The following is a 17963-nucleotide window of genomic DNA, read 5'->3' as shown; positions in this document are numbered from 1 at the left end:
GTCCCGACCTCTCCCGGTCGGATGGCACTGAGTGCCACGGTAGAGATGCCGACCCCCCGCGTCCAGAGCCGCGAGTGACGCACACCTCCCGAGAGGGTCGTCCGAGAGGCGATCGCGCCTCCGGGGCCCGACGTCGAGCCGGATCAGTGGTTCAATGACTGTCGAACTCATCGCGGAACGGAGCTCCCATGGCCACACGGTCCGACCGGTCCGGTGACGACCGAGAGACACCCGGCGGCGCGAACGCCGACGGGCGCCACCGCGGCGTCGTGATGACCGGTCACGACGGAGACGACGGGACGAAGGCGTTCTACATCCTCATCGAGGCGCGCCCCGGCAAGACCGACGAGGTGCGCACGATGCTGGCCGACATCCTCGCGTGCGTGCAGGAGGAGCCGGCCACCGGTCCCTGGTACGCCGTCCAGCACTCGGCGACCACGTTCGCGATCTTCGAGGTGTTCCCCGACCTGGCCGGGCGACGAGCGCACGTGGCGGGCGGAGGCGGCGACATCTTCCGCGACCTCGACCGCATGAACGACATCCTCGCCGCACCCGCGCACGTGCAGAAGGTCGACGTCCTGCTGAGCAAGCAGGTCTTCACCGCGCAGACGCCGTGACCCGGGACGTCCTGCACCCGGACCTCGACCAGGTCGGCATCGCGGCGGTCCTGCACGGGTTCGCCGACCCGGTCCGCCTGCACATGGTCCGGACGATGCACGAGCTCGGAGAGTGCCAGTGCTCGCTGGTCTACGCCGGGCTCGGGCTGAGCAAGTCCAACGCCTCGCACCACTTCCGGGCACTCCGGGAGAGCGGCATCCTCCGGCGCACTCAGCGGGGCAGTCAGCAGTACGCGGCACTGCGCGCCGAAGAGCTCGAGGACCGCTTCCCGGGCCTCCTCGCCTCCGTGCTCGCCAACATCGACGCCGCGGAGCCCCGGGCGAGCGATCCGCGCACGACGTAGCGCAGGTCCCTCGTCACCACCAGGACAGGTCCTGGCGCCGTCGGCCGTGCCGCGCACTAGCGTCCGCCTCGACCTCACCACCGAGCCGCACCGGGAGCCACGCCGTGTCCGACCGCGGAACCGACTGGGCGGCGAGCGGGGTCGTCGCCCTGACCGGTGCCGCCGACGGGCCGCCGCTGCTCCCCCCGGGCCGGGCGGCGACCGTGGCCCGCGAGCTCGCCGACGGCATCGCGGCGACCACGTCCGGCACCGCGCACCCCGTGGTGCTCGACGGCGCCCGGCTGCTGTCCGAGCGCGCCGCGCTCACCGGCTCACCCCGCGCGGGCCGGGTCTCCGCCGGGGGCAGCTGCCGGCTCCTGCCCACCCTCGACGGCTGGGCGGCGGTCTCCTCCGCCCGCCCGTCCGACCCGCCGCTCCTCGGCGCCCTGGTCGAGCAGGAGGTCGGCGGGGACCCCTGGCCGGCGGTCGCGGGGTGGCTGCGGCACCGGACGGGCGCCGAGCTGGCCGCCCGCGCCGAGCTGCTGGGCGTGGCCGCCGCCCCGGTGCGCCCGCCGGACGTCGCGCCACCGCCCCTCCCCCGCCACCCGCCGCGGTCGGTGGAGGGACTGCTCGTCGTCGACTTCAGCGCGTTGTGGGCCGGACCGCTGGCCGCCTCGCTGCTCGGCCTCGCCGGTGCCCGGGTGGTCAAGGTCGAGGTCCCGGACCGGCTCGACGGCGCCCGCCGCGGGAACGCGGCGTTCTACCGGCTCCTGCACGCCGGGCACCGTTCGGTGCTGCTCGACCCGTCCACCCCCCGCGGCCGCGCCGCGATGGCCGCCCTGGTCGACGCCGCCGACATCGTGATCGAGGGGTCCCGGCCCCGCGCCCTCGCCGGCTTCGGGCTCGACGCCGAGGCCGCCGTCGCCGCGGGGACCACCTGGGTGTCGCTGACCGCCGGCGGGCGCTCCTCGGGCCGGGTCGGCTTCGGGGACGACGTCGCGGCCGGCGCCGGGCTGGTGGCCCGCGACGCCGACGGGGACCCGGTGTTCGTCGGCGACGCGATCGCCGACCCGCTGACCGGCCTCACCGCCGCCGCGCTGGCGATGACCGCCCCCGCGGACGGCTCCGGCGTGCTCTGGGACGTCGCCATGGCCGACGTCGTCGCCGCCACGCTCGACCGCGAGCTCACCGGGCCCTCCCCGGCCGCCCGCCGCTCCGGCGACGGGTGGGTGCTCGACAGCGCCAGCGGTCCCGTGCCGGTCGCCGACCCGCAGCCGCGCACGGTCGCCGGGCAGGCACCGGAGGCCGGCGCGGACACCACCGCGGTGCTGGCGGAGCTGGGGATCGCGTGAGCGGGCTGCTGTTCCGCGAGGTCACCCTGCTGGACGGGCGGCGGGTCGACGTCCGGGTGCGCGGCGACCGGGTCGTCGAGGTGGGTCCGGGCCTGGACGGCGCCGGCGAGGACGTCGTCCCCGGTGCCGGCGGCACGCTGGTGCCGGGGCTGGTCGACCACCACCTGCACCTGCACGCGATGGCCGCCGCCGAGCGGTCGGTGGCCTGCGGTCCGCCGGCGGTGGACGGGCCCGACGCCCTCCGCCGCGCACTGGCAGCGGCGCGGCCGGGCGCCGACGGCTGGGTGCGCGGCACCGGGTACGTGGAGTCGGTCGCATGGGACCTGGACGCCGCCGGCCTGGACCGGCTGCACGCCGGTCGCCCCGTGCGGCTCCAGCACCGCAGCGGCGCGCTGTGGACGGTCAACTCCGCCGGGGCCGCCCTCCTCGACCTCGCCGCGGCGACCCACCCCGGGGTCGAGCGCGACGCGGGCGGGCGCCCCACCGGTCGGCTGTGGCGCGCCGACGACTGGCTGCGCGACCGGCTCGGCGCCGACGGCCCGCCGGCGCTGGACGCGGTCGGCCGCCGGCTGACCGCCCTCGGCATCACCGCCGTCACCGACGCGACGCCCGACCTCTCCCCGGCGTCGGTGGCCGCGCTGGCCGCCGCCCGCGCGGACGGGACGCTCCTCCCGTCGGTCCACCTGCTCGGCGCGCCCCTGGACGCGGACCTCCCGGCCGGGCTCACGGCGGGGCCGCTGAAGATCGTGCTGGCCGACTCGGGACTGCCGGAGTTCGATCCCCTCGTCGAGCGCATCCGGGCCGCCCACGCCGCCGGCCGGCCGGTCGCGGTGCACGTCGTGAGCCGCGAGGCGCTGGCGCTGCTCCTGGCCGCCCTCGACGTCGCCGGGGGCCGGGCCGGTGACCGCATCGAGCACGGCGCGCTGGTCCCGGCCGACGTCGTGGCCGACCTCGCCCGGCGTGGCCTGCGGGTGGTCACCCAGCCGGGCTTCCTCGCCGACCGGGGCGACGACTACCTGCGCGACGTGCCGGCCGCCGACCACGACGACCTCTACCGCGCCGCCTCGCTCGCCGCGGCCGGCGTCCCGCTCGCCCTCTCCAGCGACGCCCCGTACGGCCCGCTGGACCCGTGGCGGGTCATCGCCGCCGCGGTGGACCGGCGCACGCGCTCCGGCGCGGTGGTGGCACCGGCCGAGCGGCTCGGCGCCGCCGCCGCGCTGGCCGGGTACCTGGCCCCGCCGGCCGACCCGGGGGGTGCGCCCCGGTCCGTGGCGGTGGGTGCGGGAGCCGACCTCGTGCTGCTGACCGGCACGCCCGACGACGTCCTGGACGCCCCCGCCGCCGAGCGGGTGCGCCTCGTCGCGGTGGCCGGGAGGACCGCGCACGCCTCCTGAACGACGCTCAGGAGTGCCTGTCTGCATCGACAGTTCCACATGTATGTTCCGACGTGGTGGCGTCGCCGTCGGAGCGGCCCGCGAGAGGAGCACCCGTGAGCGAGCTCGGACTGGTCCGCCCGGACATGGCAGCGATCGTCGGGCAGCCCTTCGGCGTCATGGAGTCCTATCCCGTCACGGCGTCGGACATCCGGCGCTGGGCGATCGCGGTCTACCACCCGGAGCAGCCGCCCGCGCACTACCTCGACCCGGCCGCGGAGGCGGAGGGCCGACTCGTGGCCCCCTTGGACATCAGCGTCTTCGCGTGGGCCGTGGCGCACCGCGAGCCCAACGCCCGGCAGATCGAGGTCGACCCGAAGTACACGGCGGTCGGCGCGATGGAGCACAACCTGGGCGTGCAGCCGCCGGACCTCTTCCGGGCCCTCAACGGCGGGCTGTCGGTGGACTACACCGGCGTCCGCATCCGGCCGGGCGACGTCATCCGTTCCTCGACGGTGATCGAGCGCTACGAGGAGAAGGAGAGCCGCCTCGGCGCCATGCTCGTCACCCACAACGCCACCACGTGGACCAACCAGGCGGGCGAGGAGATCAAGACCGCCCGCATGGCCCTCATCCGCTACTGACCGCGCCGACCGAGGAGCACCGATGACCGACGCCACCACGGAGGCGCCCGCCGGGGAGTTCGAGGTCGGGGCGGCGATCCCGCCGTTCACCCGTCCGGCCGGCTTCCACGCCTGGAACCGCTACGCCGCCGTCAACTACGAGTTCGTCGACATCCACATGGACGACGAGGCCGGCCGGGCCGCGGGCATGCCGGGCGCCATCGGCATGGGCAACCTCATCTGGGCGTGGATGCACTGCGCCGTCGAGCAGTGGGTCGGCGACCGCGGCCTGCTCGAGCACCTCGAGTGCCGGTTCAAGCAGCCTGCGCTCAAGACCGACACCATCACGATCACCGGCACGGTCACCGGGCGCAGCACCGCCGACGACGGCAGCACGCTGCTCGAGCTGGAGCTGTGGAGCGAGAACCAGACCGGCACCCGGACCGCGCCCGGTACCGCGCGGGTCCGCCTCCACCCCGGGAACTGAGCCGGACCTCGAGGACCCCCCACGCCCCGGCCTCGGTGCAGGGGCCCGCGCCGAGCGTGCGAGGCGTGGGGGGCAGCGAGGTCCTTACCGGATGAGGGTGCCGAGGTCGACCGGCAGCTGGACGCCGGTGATGTGCCGCGCGTCGTCCGAGGCCAGGAACGCGACCGCGGCCGCGATGTCCTCCGGCTGCGAGATGAAGTCCGGCAGCGTGCCCATGAAGATCGGGCCGAGCGTGTGCGCGTTCTCGGTGATGAGCTCGCTCATCCGGGCCGGCTGCATGCCAGTCTGCACGCCGTGCGGGTGCACGGTGTTGACCCGGATGTTGTGCTGGCCGAGCTCGTTGGCCATCGACTTCGCCATGCCGACGACGCCGTGCTTGCTCGCCGCGTAGTGGGCGAGGAACGGCAGCCCGCGGAGGCCGGCGACGGAGCTGGTGATGATGATCGATCCACCGGTCCCCTGCTGGATCAGCGTCGGGATGGTCGCCTTCATCGTGTAGAAGGTGCCGGTCAGGTTGACGTCGATCGTCTCCTGCCACTGCTCGACGGGGATCTCCCACGACCAGTTGGCCGGGCAGATGCCCGCGTTGGCGACCACGATGTCGAGCCGGCCGAGCTCCGCGACGCCGTCCTGGACCAGCTGCTCCAGTGCCGGCAGGTCACGGATGTCCACCTTGCGCGAGACGATCCGGCGGTCCTGCGCCTCGACCAGGCGGACGGTCTCGGCGAGGTCCTCCTCGGTCGGACCGGCGTAGTCGGTGGTCTGCGCGGTGACGCAGTTGTCGAGGGCGATGATGTCGGCACCCTCGGACGCCAGCCGGACGGCGTGCGCCCGGCCCTGGCCGCGGGCGGCGCCCGTGATGAGCGCGACCTTGCCGGCGAGCCTGTTGGCGGTCATGCAGTTCTCCTGTCGTGGTCCGGTGGCCGCGGCCGGACGATCCGGCCGCGGCAGAGGGGGTCCTTCTTCAGCCGTTGACCGCGGTCGCCGCATCGGACTGGGCCAGCACGCTCTCCCGCGAGGCGCCCTCGGCGATCATCGCGCGGTAGCGGACCAGCTTCGCCGGGGCTCCGAAGCCGACGACCCCCACGAGCACGCCGCCGGCGAAGTAGCCGACGACGGTGCCCTTGACCGGGCCGCCGTCCATACCGGTGCCGTGCAGCTGCACGACCTCCTCGGCCAGGTCCGTGCGGCCGAAGGTCTGGATCTTCATCCCGAACTGGTCGGACCAGACGTAGGGCACGGCCGGGGGCGGCGGCTGCTCACCGAGGATGTCGCAGGCGATGACGGCCGACTGGTCCACCGTGGTGGTCCAGTGCTCGTTGCGGTGGAACCGGTTGCGGGAGGCGTCCCACCAGGCGGCGATGTCGCCGAGCGCCCAGACGCCGCTGGTACCGAGGACGCGGCCGTTCGCGTCGCAGGCGACGCCGTCCTGGGTGTCGAGGCCGGCCGCGTCGAGCCAGCTGACGTCGGGCAGCGAGCCGATGCCCACGAGCACCAGGTCGGCGCCCAGGGTGGTGCCGTCGGAGAGCTCCACCGTGCGCTCGTCGACGAACCGGGCGATGCGGGTGTCGCAGCGCAGGTCGATGCCGGCCTCGGTGAACAGGCGGGCGGCCAGCGCACCGACCTCCCGGCCCAGCGCCCGCTCCACGGGGACGGGCAGGGCCTCGAGCACCGTCACCTGCACGTCCTTGGCGTGGGCGGCGCAGGCGACCTCCGCGCCGATGAACCCGGCACCCACGACGAGCAGCGACTGCAGCTGGTCGAAGGCGCCGCGCAGCGCGATGGCGTCGTCGAGGGTGCGCAGGGTGACGACACCGGCCGGCTGGTCCGGCAGCGTGCGGGCGGTGACGCCGGTGGCGAGGACGACGACGTCGCCGGCGAGCGAGGTGCCGTCCTCGAGCTCGACGGTGGTGCCGTTCAGGCCCACCGCGCGCGTCCCGAACACCGTCGTCACGTCGAGCGCGGCGAGGGCCTCGGCGTCCTTGAACGTGGCCTTCGTCGGCTCCCACGTGCCGTTGAGGATCTGCTTCGACAGCGGGGGCCGGTCGTAGGGCAGGTGCACCTCCGCGCCGACCAGGGTGATGCGGCCGGCGTGCCCGCGGGCGCGCAGCGCCTCGACGGTGCGCAGGCCGCCCAGGCCGGCACCGACGACGACGACGTGCTCGGGGATCTGCGACATCGCCGGGCGCCTCAGGCCGCGACCGGCTTGCGCCAGAAGGTGGCGAGCTGGGCCGCGGCGCCGCCGATGCCGAGCCCGGCGGCGAACAGCGCCGCGCGGGGGCCGGAGAACCGGTCCGTACCCAGCGCGCGGTCGACGCTCCAGCCGCCGGGACCCAGCGCCGCGAGGGCGACCGAGGCCACCGAGAGGTTGGCGACGTACTCCCAGCCCTCGGAGGTGATCCAGAAGCCGTTGGGGATGTGCACCGAGCGCGCGGCCACCGCGAGGGTGCCGACGACGGCCGAGGCCGCCAGTGGCGTGGCGGCACCGGCGACCAGCGCGGCACCCGAGCCGATCTCGACGACCGCGCTGGTGCGGGCCTGCAGCATCGGCTGCTTGAAGCCGATGGAGCCGAACCAGCCCGCGGTGCCCTTCAGCGTGCGGCCGTGCTTCACGCCGTGGGCGATCATCGTGCCGCCCACCGCGGTGCGCAGCAGGAACCGGGCCACTCCGACGCCGGTGCTGCCTGTCCTGTCCTTGCGGGCCACCGGACCCTCCCTCTCCGCGACCGGTCGCCCCGCGGGGGCCCCGGCCGTCGACATCGTTGGTGTACTGCGGCGTCGGCGACGCCGTCGGTGCGCGGCGACCGCGCCCGATCGGCCGCGGCGGGACCCCTCGCGATCCGGGAGGGGTCCCGCCGCAGGGCTCAGTCGGAGGCGGGCAGCGGCTGGGCCGTCTTCTGGGCCAGCGGGGTGCCGTTGACGGCGACGGCGTAGTCGCCCGGCTTCACGCACAGCAGCTCCAGGCCCAGGGCCTCGTCCGCGTAGCGCTTGCCCATGAGCACGCCGTTGCCGGCCTCGCCCTCGGCGGTGGCGCCGGCGGCGGGCGCCTCGCCCGGGCCGGTCATCGGCGCGCCACCGCAGGTGATGGTCACGTCGTCCTCCGGAGCCCGCACCACCACCAGCGACGTCGTGTCGACCGCGCTGCTCAGCGTCTGTCCGACCTTCAGCTTCATCAACCCACTCCTCGTTCGGTGTGCCACTGCTGCCCCGGCGGCGGACTCGCGGGTCGGCACCGCCGGGCGACGTCCACGACGTCGGTCTGTGTGTCCCGTCCCGGGACCGTTCCTCAGGGGACGACGAGCCCCACGAGCTTGACGTCGAGGTACTCGTCGATGCCCTCCGCGCCGCCCTCGCGGCCCAACCCGCTGACCCCGACCCCGCCGAAGGGCGCGGCCGCGGCCGTCGGGTTGATGTCGTTGACCCCGACGATGCCGAACCGCAGCGCCTCCGAGACCCGCACCGCGCGGCCGAGGTCCTGGGTGTAGACGTAGGACGCCAGCCCGTACTCGGTGTCGTTGGCCCGCTGGACCGCCTCGTCCTCGTCGTCGAACGGGATGAGCGCCGCCACGGGCCCGAAGGTCTCCTCGCGGTAGATGACCATGGACTCGTCGACGTCGGCGACCACGGTGGGGGCGAAGAACCGGCCGTCGGCGAACTCGCCCTCGGCGAGCCGGTTGCCGCCGGACAGCAGCCGGGCGCCCTTGGCGACCGCGTCGTCGACCTGCCGGGCCACCTTGTCGACGGCGGCCTCGTCGACCAGCGGGCCGATGCCCACCCCCTCGACCGTGCCGGCGCCGACCTTGAGCGCGGCGACCCGCGCGACGAGCGCCTCGGCGAAGGTGTCGAAGATGCCGCGTTGCACGTAGATCCGGTTGGGGCTGATGCACGCCTGGCCGGTGTTGAGGAACTTGACCAGGGCCGCGCCCTTGGCCGCGTGCACGGGGTCGGCATCGTCGAACACGATCATCGGGGCGTGGCCGCCGAGCTCCATGGAGACGCGCTTCATGGTCGCCGCCGCCCGCGCCGCCAGCGCCTTGCCCACCTCGGTGGAGCCGGTGAAGGTCAGCTTGCGCACCACCGGGGAGTCCAGCAGCCGGTCCCCCACCGCGGCCGGGCGGCTGGTGGTGACGAGGTTCGCCACGCCGCCGGGCAGGCCCGCCTCGGCCAGGACGTCGAAGACGGCGACGGCGCACAGGGGGGTCTGCTCGGCCGGCTTCAGCACGATGGTGCAACCGGCGGCGATGGCCGGGGCGACCTTGCGGGTGATCATCGAGATCGGGTAGTTCCACGGCGTGATGCCGGCGACCACACCGACCGGCTGGTGCATCACCATCAGCCGCTGCTCGGGGCGCGACGAGGGGATGGTGCTGCCGTAGACGCGCTTGGCCTCCTCGGCGAACCAGCTGAGGAAGTCCGCGGCGTAGCGCACCTCGTTGCGGGCGGCCTTGAGCGGCTTGCCCTGCTCGGCGGTCATGAGCGCGGCGAGCTCCTCGGCCCGCTCGGTCATCAGCCGGTGGGCGGTCCAGAGCACCTCGGCACGCTGGTAGGCGGTGGTCCGGCTCCACGAGGCGAAGGCGGCATCGGCAGCGGCGATGGCACGGTCGGCCTCGGCCGCCCCCGCGTCGGCGGCCCGGCCGATGACCCGGCCGTTGCTCGGGTCGGTGACGTCGAACGTGCGGCCGTCGTCCGCCGGGAGCCACTTCCCGTCGATGAAGAGCGTGTCCCCGTCGTGCGCCATGCCACCCATCCATGTTTTCAAAGGCATCACATCATCGGGGAGCATACGGCCCCACCGCCCCCCGGTCGATAGCCCGACCGGCGGGCAGCGGGGTCCTCCCTCAGGTGTCGGCGCGCAGGAGCAGGACGCCGCTGGGGGTCAGCCCGCCGCTGCTGACGACGGCGACGCGGGCGCCGTCCACCTGCCGCTCGCCGCCCTCGCCGCGGAGCTGGACCACCGCCTCGTGCACGAGGCCCATGCCGTGGGTGCGGCCGTGGGACAGCTGACCGCCGTGGGTGTTCAGCGGCAGGATCCCGTCGCGGGCGATGTTCTTCCCGCCCTCGAGGAAGTCCTTGGCCTCGCCGACGCCGCAGAAGCCCAGGCCCTCGAGCCAGGACAGACAGTTGAAGGTGAAGCCGTCGTAGAGCAGCGCCACGTCGACGTCGTCCGGGCGCAGGTCGGTCCGCGTCCACAGGTGCGCCGCCGGGCCGAAGACCTGCGGCTCGTGGGTGGAGGTGCTCTGGTCCCACTCCATGCGCTCGATGAGCTGGGTGCCGACCGCCTCCACGCGCACCGGCGGCTTCGCCAGGTCTCCGACGGCGTCGGCCGCGGAGACGATCACCGCGATGGCCCCGTCGACCGGGACGTCGTTGTCGTAGAGCCCGAACGGCGTGGTGGTCAGCCGGGCACCCAGGTAGTCGTCCATCGTCATCGGGTCCCGGTAGACCGCGGCCGGGTTGAGCGCGGCGTTGGCCCGCTGGTTGAGCGCGATCCAGCCCAGGGTCTCGCGGGTCGCGCCGTACTTGTGCATGTACCGGCCGGCGGTCTGCGCGAGCAGGTGCGCGGCGGACGTGGCGCCGAACGGCATGCCCCAGCCCATGTCGCCGCTCATCCGCCCCATGCCCGGCTTCAGGTAGCCGGTGCGCATGAGGGTCTCCTGGCTGGACTGCCACAGCGTGCGGAAGCACAGCACGTGGCGGGCCAGCCCGGCCGAGACCGCGGTCATCGCGGCGATCACCGAGCCGCCCGGGCCGAAGGTCTCGCCGCCGCCGTTGTACCAGGTGGGCCGGATCCGCAGCGCCGCCTCGAGGGCGGTCACGCCGCCCTCGCTGAAGCCGCTCTCCATCCCACCCCCGGGGTAGGTGGACAGCCCGTCGATGTCGTCCATCGTGAGGCCCGCGTCGGCCACCGCCTGCCGGCAGGCCTCGATGGTCAGGCTCAGCGGGTCGACCATCTGGCGGCGGGCGATCGTGGAGGCGCCGATGCCGGAGAGGACGGCGTCGTCCTCGAACTTGCGCGTGCCCAGCCGCGGGCGCACCAGGGAGCGCACCTGCTCGGCGGTCACCTCGTCCTCGGCCAGCGGCGCCGGCTCGGCGGGCTGCTCGGCGGCGGGCCGGAACAGCGGCAGCCAGACGTCCTCCTCCTGCTGGAAGACGACCTCCACCGCCATGCCCAGGCGCAGGGTGTCGGGCTCGGCCTCGACGATCCGCGTGGTCAGCTTGACCTGCGGGTCCTCCTCGAGGGACACCTGGGCGATCGGGAACGGGTTGCTCACCCCGGGGAACGGATAGTGGTGGTTCACCGTGAGCCCGAAGAGCGTGCCGCGGCCGGACACCTCGCGCACGGCCAGGTCGGTGCTCCGGCAGGAGGGGCAGATCGGCTTCGGTGGGTGGATCAGGCCGGAGCAGGAGGAGCACTCCTGGATCCGCAGCCGTCCGTCGGCCCCGGACTTCCAGTAGAACTCGTTCCAGGGCAGCACCAGCGGCAGCAGCGCCATCGGACGTCCTCTCTCTTTCCTCGCGGTCGGTGCTCGGGGGACGGCGGTGGGGGCCGCCGCCGGGGATCAGTCCTCGGCCGGCCGGGGCGGCAGTGCGGTGACCTCGGCCAGGTCGGGCACCGTGCCCTTGGGGAGGTTCACCGAGCCGCCCGGCGCGCCCACGCCGGTGAAGAAGGCGGCGTTGAACGCCGTGTACGTGGCCCACTCCTCCGGGAGGTCGTCCTCGTAGTAGATGGCCTCGACCGGGCACACCTGCACGCAGGCGCCGCAGTCCACGCACTCCTCGGGCTGGATGAACGCCATCCGGCCGCCCTCGTAGATGCAGTCGACGGGACAGGCGTCCACGCAGGAACGGTCGAGGACGTCGACGCAGGGCTCGGCGATCACGTAGGTCATGGGAGTGCTCCAGCTGAGTAGGAGGACCTCGTCCTCCTCACCCCTCGCACGCTCGGGATGAGCCTCTGGACGAGGCCGTGTTCGATGGGTGTCGGCGCGGCGACCGGGCCCGGGGGAACTCCTCCCCCGGGCCCGGCCCCGCGTCGGACTCGGCTTCAGCCGAGCTGTGCGCGCTCCTTGCGGACGGTGATCGGCTCGGCGAGACGCTGCTCGTCGACGACCCGCTGCAGGTTCGCGATGGTCTCCTCCAGCCCCGGGCCCTGGCGCTGCCCGGGGGTGAAGGTGGCCGGCAGGTGCCGCATGCCGTTGATGACCTGGGTCGTCTCGTAGTGCACCGTCCCCGCGGGGTCGCACACGTAGTCCGGCATCCGGTCGAGGACGGCCTTGGTCATCGTCTTGAAGCCGGCGCGGGCGACGTTCGAGCCGATGCACCGGTGGACCCCGAGGCCGAAGCTGGCGTGCCGGTTGCCCGTGCGGTCCAGCTTGATCTCGTGCGGGTCCGGGAACACCTGCTCGTCCCGGTTGGCCATGGCCCAGGACAGCCACAGCCGGTCACCCTCGCGGAACTGGACGCCGTCGATCTCGACGTCGTCGGACACCGTGCGACCGTCGCCCTGCGCCGGCGTGTAGTAGCGCAGGAACTCCTCGGTCGCGCTGTCGCGCAGGGTGTCCCACTCCCGGTGCAGCCGCTCGCGCTGGTCGGGGTGCTCCCCCAGCCACTCGAGGGCGTGGGCCGTGAGCGCGGTGGTGGTGTCGAAGCCACCGCCGATCAGCAGCATGACCACACCGACGATCTCGAGGTCGTCCTCGGGTCGCTCGCCCCCGAGGTCGGCGTTCATGATCGCGCTCAGCAGGCCCGGACGCGGGTTGGTCCGGGCCTCCTGGATCCGCCCGAACAGCGACATCCCCATCTGCATCGACAGCTCGCGGACGCGCGGGTAGTCGGGCGAGTGGATGGGCGTGTAGACGCTGGCGTGCGCCGGCTCGTTGTAGACGACCCAGTCCTCCAGCGGCAGGCCCAGCAGTGCCATGGTGAGCACCGCCGGGACGATGTTCGCCAGGTCCTCGACGAAGTCGATGGAGCCGCTCTCGATCCTCTCGTCGATCGCGGCCCGGGTGATCTCGTCGAGCACCGGCTGCCACCGCGCCACCGCCGCCGGCGACAGGTAGGGGTTCAGCGCGTTGCGGTAGTACCGCTGGCGCGGCGGGTCCATCTCGAGGAACCCGCCGATGGTCCCGCTGTTGCCCTCGGGCGGGGGGATGTTGATCCCCTTGTACCCGCGCCGCCGGTTGTGGATGTCGTGGTCGTTGGACAGCACGTCCGACCGGCGGGCCACGTCGAACAGCTCCTGGTTGCCGTTGACGAACCAGTAACCACCGTGGGTGTCGTTCCACGCGATCCGCGGCCCGGCGTGCAGACGCTGCGCCCAGTCGACGAACTCGGTCCGGTACTCCGGACCGTGCCGGTCCAGGACGATGCGCCGCCCCTCCTTGCGCGCGGCGTCGTCGGCGCGCGCGGTGGTCGTCTCGTCGATGCTCATCGGCCTGCCCTCCCCGCCGCCGTCACTCGGTGATGACGATGGCCTGCTCGGGACACGAGCGGGCGGCCTCGCGGGCGAGGTCCTCCTGCCCGGCGGGGACGTCCTCGTTGATCGCCCAGGCGTGGCCGTCCTCGTCGCTCAGCGCGAACAGGTTGGGCGCCGTCATGGCGCACAGGGTGTGGCCCTGGCAGATCTCGCTGTCGACACGGACCTTCATGGGGGTACTCCTCGCGGTTCGGACGTGCGGTCAGGAAGGGGTCAGACGTGGAAGTCGTGGAACTTCAGGTAGGAGCCGGCGTCCACCCGCAGCTGGAGACCGGTCACGTAGCGCGACTCGTCCGAGGCGAGGAAGAGCACCGCGTTGCTGATGTCGATCGGCTCGACGTAGGGCACCGGGAGCAGCTGCTGGGCCGGGAAGGCCAGCAGGGCGTCCTCGCGGGTGGGGTTCTCCAGGTCCGGCCGGAACGCCCGGTACATCGGGGCGCTGTTCAGCATGTTCGTGTTGCAGTTGGTCGGGTGCACGACGTTGGCGCGGATCATCCGCGGGGCGACGTTGCGCGCGATCTCGTGCATGAACTCCGACAGCTGCAGCTTGGCGTAGCTGTAGCCGGCGCCGCCGGGGTTCTCGCCGGCCTGCGCGATGCCCGCACCGGTCATGAAGGCCGCGGCCGAGCCGGTCGCGATGATCGAGGCGCCGTCGGGCAGGTGCGGCAGCGCGGCGTGGACGGCGTTGACGACACCCAGGAAGTTGGTGTCCACGACGTCGGTCCAGGCCTGCAGCTTGGGCTCGCCGCCCAGCGGCATGATGCCGGCGTTGGCGACGACGACGTCGACCTTGCCCAGCTCCGCGATGCCCTGCTCGAGGGCGGCGGCCAGCTGGCTGCGCTCCCGGACGTCGGCCTCGACGGTGACGATGCGGCGGTCGTGCGCCTCGACGAGCCGGGCGGTCTCCTTCAGGTCGTCCGGCGTGGACAGCGCGTACTCGTTGGTCGCGATGTCCTTGCAGATGTCGACCGCGATGATGTCGGCACCCTCCTCCGCCAGTCGCACCGCGTGGCTGCGACCCTGGCCGCGGGCGGCACCGGTGACGAAAGCGACCTTGCCCTCAACACGTCCCACTGGGATGTCTCCTGTTCTCGTTCTGATCGGTCTGCTGGCCCTGCGGTCAGTCGACCGCGGGGAAGGCGATGGTCTTGACCTCGAGGAAGTCCTCGAGACCCTCGGCGCCCCACTCGCGGCCGAGGCCGCTCTGCTTGTAGCCGCCGAAGGGGGACTGGACGTCGAACCACTGCGCGCCGTTGACGCCGACCGTGCCGGTGCGCAGCCGGCGGGCCACGCGCAGGGCGCGCTCGGGGTCGGCGCTGTAGACGGCGCCGGAGAGGCCGAAGATCGTGCTGTCGGCGATCCGGATCGCGTCCTCCTCGTCGTCGTAGGGCAGCACGACGAGGACCGGGCCGAAGATCTCCTCCTGCGCGACCGTGGACTTCGGGTCGACGTCGGCGATGAGGGTCGGCGGGACGAAGTAGCCCCGGTCGCGGTCCAGCGGCTCCCCGCCGTAGGCGATGCGGCCGCCCTCGTCCTTGGCCGACTGGATGTAGCGCATGATGCTGTCGCGCTGCCGGGCGTTGACCACGGGACCCATGACGGTGCCGGGCTCGGTCGGGTCGCCCCACGGGATGTGCGGCATGACCGCGGCGGCGATCGCGATCGCCTCCTCGTAGCGGGCGCGCGGCACCAGCATGCGGGTCAGCTGGGCGCAGCCCTGCCCGGCGTGCGCGCACACCCCGCCGGCCATCATCGGGATGATCGCCGGGAAGTCGGCGTCCTCGAGCAGGATCGCGGCGGACTTGCCACCGAGCTCGAGGGTGACCCGCTTGACCGTGGCGGCGGCCGCGGCCATGACCTTGCGGCCGGTCGCGGTGGAGCCGGTGAGGGTCACCTGGTCGACGTCGGGGTGGGTGGCCAGGATCTCGGCGACCGAGTTGTCGCTGGTGGTGACGACGTTGAGCACGCCGGCCGGGATGTCGGTGTGCTCGGCGGCGATGGCGCCGATCGCCAGGGCGCTCCACGGGGTGTCCGGGGCCGGCTTGAGCACGACGGTGCAGCCGGCGGCCAGCGCCCCCGCGATCTTGCAGATGTTCAGGTAGAAGGGGTAGTTCCACGGCGTGATCGCTGCGACGACGCCCGCCGCCTCGCGCCGGATGACCCGGTCGACCCGCGTGCCCATCAGTTCCTTGGTCGGGACCGGCCGCTCGAACTCGTAGGTCTCGAGCATGTCGATGTAGTGGTCGAAGAAGCCGATCGGCGCCTCGAGCTGGATGCCCTGGGTGAGCATCACCGGCGAGCCCGTCTCGGCGACCACCTGCCCGCGGAGGGTCTCCACCTCGGCGCGCAGCGCGTCCCGCAGCTGGACGAGGCAGCGCCGGCGCAGCTCCGTGTTCGTCGACCAGTCGGTGGTGTCGAACGCGCGCCGGGCCGCACCGATCGCCCGCTCGACGTCGGTGGCGTCGGCGTCGGGGACCGAGCCGATGACCTCCTCGGTCGCGGGGTTCACGTTGTCGAACGTCCGGCCCGTCCCGGCGGGCACGAGCTCGCCGTCGACGAGCATGCGGTCCACGGCGTAGGTCCCGGTGCTGGCCATGTCGGTCTCCTCCTCCAGAGGTGTCGCGGCGACGGTGCCGCGACGGGTGGACGGTGCGGGTCAGGCGCTCGCGTCGGCGAGCAGGAGGGCGCGGTGCTCGGGGAGCAGCAGGTCGGCGAGCACCTGGTGGGGGCCGTTCATCTCGCCGAGGTCGACGCCGAGCTGCGCGGCGACCTGCTTGACCACGGCGACGTCCTTGCCGACGAACTCGCCGACCGCCTTGCCGAAGGTGGCGATCGACCCGGCGTGGGCGGCTCCGGCCAGCGCCCTGCTGGTGCCGCTGCCGTTGGTGATGCCGCGCAGCACCGCCGCCTCGTCGAGGCCCAGCTCGCCGGCGAGGCGGACGGCCTCGGCGATGATCCCGATGTTGGCCGCGAAGACGGCGTTGTTCAGCAGCTTCACCTGCTGGCCGGCACCGGTCGTGCCCAGGTGCACGATCGGCTCGCCGTAGGCCGACAGCACCGGACGGGCCCGCTCAAGACCCGCCTCGGTCGCCCCGGTGTACAGGGTCACGGCGCCGGCCTCGATGTCGTGCGGCCCGCCGCTGATGGGGGCGTCCACCACCTCGACGTCCTTGGCCCGGCCGCGTTCGGCGATCGCCGTGGCCGTCAGCGGGCTGCCCGTCGTGTGGACGACGATCAGCGTGCCGGGCTCCAAGTGGTCGACCAGGTCGCCGTCGACGGCGATCTCGCGGACCTGGGTGTCGCTGTAGGGGCACAGCAGGACGGCCTGCGCGCCCCGCGCCACCGCGGCGACGTCCTCGACGGGGGTGGCGCCGAGCGCGGCCACGGCCTCGCGCGCGGCCTCGGACCGGTCCAGGACCTGCACCTGGTGACCGGCGCCGACCAGCCGGCCGATCATGGGCCGGCCGATGCGGCCGGCGCCGATGAAACCGAGCTTCACGCGTGCTCCTCGAAGTGGGGGTGGGTCAGGCGGGGAAGCGGAAGAGGCGGCGGGCGTTGACCTCCGCGATCAGCCGGGCCTCGTGGTCGGGGACGTCGACCAGCTGCTCCGCCAGGACCTTGCGGGTGTGCGGCCAGTTGGAGTCGGCGTGCGGGTAGTCGCCGGCGAAGAGGATCTGCTCGACGCCGATGGCGTACCGCTGGTCGATGCCGGCCTGGTCGGAGGTGAAGCAGCCGTAGACGTGGTCGCGGAAGAGCTCCGACGGCCGGCGCTCGGCGTCCACGCCGCACCAGAAGCGGTGCCGCTCCCAGGAGTAGTCGGTCCGTTCGAGGACGTAGGGGATCCAGCCGATCCCCGCCTCGGACAGCACCACCTGCAGCTGCGGGAACCGGTGGAACACCGGCGACATCAGCAGCTCGACGCACGCGACGACGGAGCTGACCCCGAACAGCGCGATGCTGACGAACGCGTCGGCGTCCCGGGCGACCCCCTGCGGGGCGCCGCAGGAGGCGAGGTTCATCGAGACCGGGAGCCCGGCCTCCTCGCACACGCGCAGCAGCGGGTCCCAGTGGTCGGTGCTGTACGAGGGCAGGCCCAGTCGGTGCGGGGCCTCGGGCAGGCTGACCGAGCGCGCACCCCGCGCCGCCGTCCGCTCGACCTCGGCCACCGCGGCCGGCACGTCCCAGAACGGCGTCAGCACGAGCGGGATCTGCCGGTCGGGGGCGTGGTCGCACCACTCGTCGAGGACGAAGTCGTTGTAGGCGCGCACGCACGCCGCGCCGAGTTCGGGGTCGCGGGCCCGGGAGAAGGTCGTGCCCGCGGCGCCGGCCAGGGTGGGGAAGCACAGCTGCGCCCACACGCCGTCGGCGTCCATGTCCCGGATCCGCTCGGCGATGTCGTGGCAGCCGGGGCGCATGTCCCGGTAGCCGCGCGGGCCGAGGTCGATCTCCCGCGGGTCCTCGCCGGCGACGACGTCCAGGCCGAAGTCGGTGACCGGCTCCCCCTCGAGGAGCCAGACGTCCCGGCCGTCGGCGCCGCGGTCGACCTGCGGGGCCACCTCGCGGTAGCGCAGCGGCAGCCGGTCCAGCCACACACGGGGGTGCTCGACGACGTGGTCGTCGGCGGAGACGACCTTCGTGTCGTCGGGCAGCATCGTCAGTCCCCCAGGATCGAGGAGCGGGTGGAGCGGTGGCGGGGAGCCGGCCGGGCGGAC

19 protein-coding genes and 1 pseudogene are annotated in these 17963 nt (G+C 73.6%); 6 read left to right on the top strand and 14 right to left on the bottom strand.

Annotation, left to right across the window (positions count from 1 at the left end):
• The first annotated feature begins 188 nt into the window (after positions 1-188).
• From DQ240_RS10910 to DQ240_RS10885, 6 genes are all read left to right on the top strand, one after another.
• The gene (locus DQ240_RS10910) at positions 189-617 is read left to right on the top strand and encodes a putative quinol monooxygenase (RefSeq protein WP_199589242.1); all 429 of its coding nucleotides are present in this window, start codon (positions 189-191) and stop codon (positions 615-617) included.
• On the top strand, positions 614-961 hold the full coding sequence (locus DQ240_RS10905) for a helix-turn-helix transcriptional regulator (protein ID WP_199589241.1): 348 nt from the start codon (positions 614-616) through the stop codon (positions 959-961). The genes DQ240_RS10910 and DQ240_RS10905 overlap by 4 nt, the downstream gene beginning before the upstream one ends.
• Positions 962-1065: 104 nt before the next feature.
• Positions 1066-2292, top strand: coding sequence for a CoA transferase (locus DQ240_RS10900; RefSeq protein ID WP_113839639.1), 1227 nt, complete (start codon positions 1066-1068; stop codon positions 2290-2292).
• Complete coding sequence (locus DQ240_RS10895; RefSeq protein WP_113839638.1) at positions 2289-3686, top strand: amidohydrolase family protein; 1398 nt, start codon at positions 2289-2291, stop codon at positions 3684-3686. Before DQ240_RS10900 ends, DQ240_RS10895 begins: the two co-directional genes overlap by 4 nt.
• Before the next feature lie 95 nt (positions 3687-3781).
• Entirely contained in the window at positions 3782-4309 is a 528-nt protein-coding gene (locus tag DQ240_RS10890; RefSeq protein WP_113839637.1) for a MaoC family dehydratase N-terminal domain-containing protein, read from the top strand.
• A gap of 22 nt (positions 4310-4331) precedes the next feature.
• Positions 4332-4775: a MaoC/PaaZ C-terminal domain-containing protein gene (locus DQ240_RS10885; protein ID WP_113839636.1), complete on the top strand. Its 444-nt coding sequence runs from the start codon at positions 4332-4334 to the stop codon at positions 4773-4775.
• 84 nt (positions 4776-4859) lie between these two features.
• On the opposite strand, the gene DQ240_RS10880 is transcribed toward DQ240_RS10885, so the two are convergent.
• The 14 genes and pseudogenes from DQ240_RS10880 to DQ240_RS10820 form a co-directional block, all read right to left on the bottom strand.
• Positions 4860-5672 (bottom strand): mycofactocin-coupled SDR family oxidoreductase, encoded by an 813-nt coding sequence (locus DQ240_RS10880; RefSeq protein ID WP_113839635.1) that lies wholly within the window; start codon positions 5670-5672, stop codon positions 4860-4862.
• Positions 5673-5739: 67 nt separating this feature from the next.
• A complete protein-coding gene (locus DQ240_RS10875) occupies positions 5740-6954 on the bottom strand; it encodes an NAD(P)/FAD-dependent oxidoreductase (protein WP_113839634.1) in 1215 nt (404 codons plus the stop codon).
• Between the two features lie 11 nt (positions 6955-6965).
• Positions 6966-7481: a DoxX family protein gene (locus tag DQ240_RS10870; protein WP_199589240.1), complete on the bottom strand. Its 516-nt coding sequence runs from the start codon at positions 7479-7481 to the stop codon at positions 6966-6968.
• A gap of 158 nt (positions 7482-7639) precedes the next feature.
• A complete protein-coding gene (locus tag DQ240_RS10865; protein ID WP_113839632.1) occupies positions 7640-7948 on the bottom strand; it encodes a hypothetical protein in 309 nt (102 codons plus the stop codon).
• Between the two features lie 113 nt (positions 7949-8061).
• Positions 8062-9513 carry an NAD-dependent succinate-semialdehyde dehydrogenase gene (locus tag DQ240_RS10860; protein WP_113839631.1) on the bottom strand — a complete coding sequence of 484 codons (1452 nt, stop codon included), beginning with the start codon at positions 9511-9513 and terminating at the stop codon, positions 8062-8064.
• A 100-nt stretch (positions 9514-9613) separates the two neighbouring features.
• Positions 9614-11269, bottom strand: coding sequence for an OB-fold domain-containing protein (locus tag DQ240_RS10855; protein WP_113839630.1), 1656 nt, complete (start codon positions 11267-11269; stop codon positions 9614-9616).
• 66 nt (positions 11270-11335) lie between these two features.
• The gene (gene fdxA / locus DQ240_RS10850; RefSeq protein WP_113839629.1) at positions 11336-11665 is read right to left on the bottom strand and encodes a ferredoxin; all 330 of its coding nucleotides are present in this window, start codon (positions 11663-11665) and stop codon (positions 11336-11338) included.
• A 155-nt stretch (positions 11666-11820) separates the two neighbouring features.
• A complete protein-coding gene (locus tag DQ240_RS10845; protein WP_113839628.1) occupies positions 11821-13206 on the bottom strand; it encodes a cytochrome P450 in 1386 nt (461 codons plus the stop codon).
• 22 nt (positions 13207-13228) lie between these two features.
• Positions 13229-13423, bottom strand: a complete 195-nt coding sequence (locus DQ240_RS10840; protein ID WP_113839627.1) for a ferredoxin — start codon at positions 13421-13423, stop codon at positions 13229-13231.
• A 41-nt stretch (positions 13424-13464) separates the two neighbouring features.
• On the bottom strand, positions 13465-14325 hold the full coding sequence (locus DQ240_RS10835) for a mycofactocin-coupled SDR family oxidoreductase (protein ID WP_113839626.1): 861 nt from the start codon (positions 14323-14325) through the stop codon (positions 13465-13467).
• Positions 14326-14371: 46 nt separating this feature from the next.
• The gene (locus tag DQ240_RS10830; protein WP_113839625.1) at positions 14372-15847 is read right to left on the bottom strand and encodes an aldehyde dehydrogenase family protein; all 1476 of its coding nucleotides are present in this window, start codon (positions 15845-15847) and stop codon (positions 14372-14374) included.
• A 60-nt stretch (positions 15848-15907) separates the two neighbouring features.
• Positions 15908-16282: an NAD-binding protein gene (locus tag DQ240_RS24260; protein ID WP_255410894.1), complete on the bottom strand. Its 375-nt coding sequence runs from the start codon at positions 16280-16282 to the stop codon at positions 15908-15910.
• Positions 16283-16759: pseudogene (locus DQ240_RS24255) on the bottom strand (NAD(P)-dependent oxidoreductase); the annotation flags it as partial.
• Between the two features lie 16 nt (positions 16760-16775).
• A complete protein-coding gene (locus DQ240_RS10820) occupies positions 16776-17903 on the bottom strand; it encodes an amidohydrolase family protein (RefSeq protein ID WP_113839623.1) in 1128 nt (375 codons plus the stop codon).
• Positions 17904-17963 lie beyond the last annotated feature (60 nt).

The sequence above is a fragment of the Blastococcus sp. TF02A-26 genome, from assembly GCF_003319125.1.
Lineage (GTDB): Bacteria > Actinomycetota > Actinomycetes > Mycobacteriales > Geodermatophilaceae > Trujillonella.
This window is presented reverse-complemented; position numbering and strand designations above follow the sequence as displayed.

Bases quoted from the DNA above. Each gene is read 5' to 3' on its own strand.
- DQ240_RS10910 (WP_199589242.1), top strand. From the start codon at position 189: ATGGCCACACGGTCCGACCGGTCCGGTGACGACCGAGAGACACCCGGC.
- DQ240_RS10885 (WP_113839636.1), top strand. From the start codon at position 4,332: ATGACCGACGCCACCACGGAGGCGCCCGCCGGGGAGTTCGAGGTCGGG.
- DQ240_RS10880 (WP_113839635.1), bottom strand. From the start codon at position 5,672: ATGACCGCCAACAGGCTCGCCGGCAAGGTCGCGCTCATCACGGGCGCC.
- DQ240_RS10875 (WP_113839634.1), bottom strand. From the start codon at position 6,954: ATGTCGCAGATCCCCGAGCACGTCGTCGTCGTCGGTGCCGGCCTGGGC.
- DQ240_RS10865 (WP_113839632.1), bottom strand. From the start codon at position 7,948: ATGAAGCTGAAGGTCGGACAGACGCTGAGCAGCGCGGTCGACACGACG.
- DQ240_RS10860 (WP_113839631.1), bottom strand. From the start codon at position 9,513: ATGGCGCACGACGGGGACACGCTCTTCATCGACGGGAAGTGGCTCCCG.
- DQ240_RS10855 (WP_113839630.1), bottom strand. From the start codon at position 11,269: ATGGCGCTGCTGCCGCTGGTGCTGCCCTGGAACGAGTTCTACTGGAAG.
- fdxA (WP_113839629.1), bottom strand. From the start codon at position 11,665: ATGACCTACGTGATCGCCGAGCCCTGCGTCGACGTCCTCGACCGTTCC.
- DQ240_RS10845 (WP_113839628.1), bottom strand. From the start codon at position 13,206: ATGAGCATCGACGAGACGACCACCGCGCGCGCCGACGACGCCGCGCGC.
- DQ240_RS10840 (WP_113839627.1), bottom strand. From the start codon at position 13,423: ATGAAGGTCCGTGTCGACAGCGAGATCTGCCAGGGCCACACCCTGTGC.
- DQ240_RS10830 (WP_113839625.1), bottom strand. From the start codon at position 15,847: ATGGCCAGCACCGGGACCTACGCCGTGGACCGCATGCTCGTCGACGGC.
- DQ240_RS10820 (WP_113839623.1), bottom strand. From the start codon at position 17,903: ATGCTGCCCGACGACACGAAGGTCGTCTCCGCCGACGACCACGTCGTC.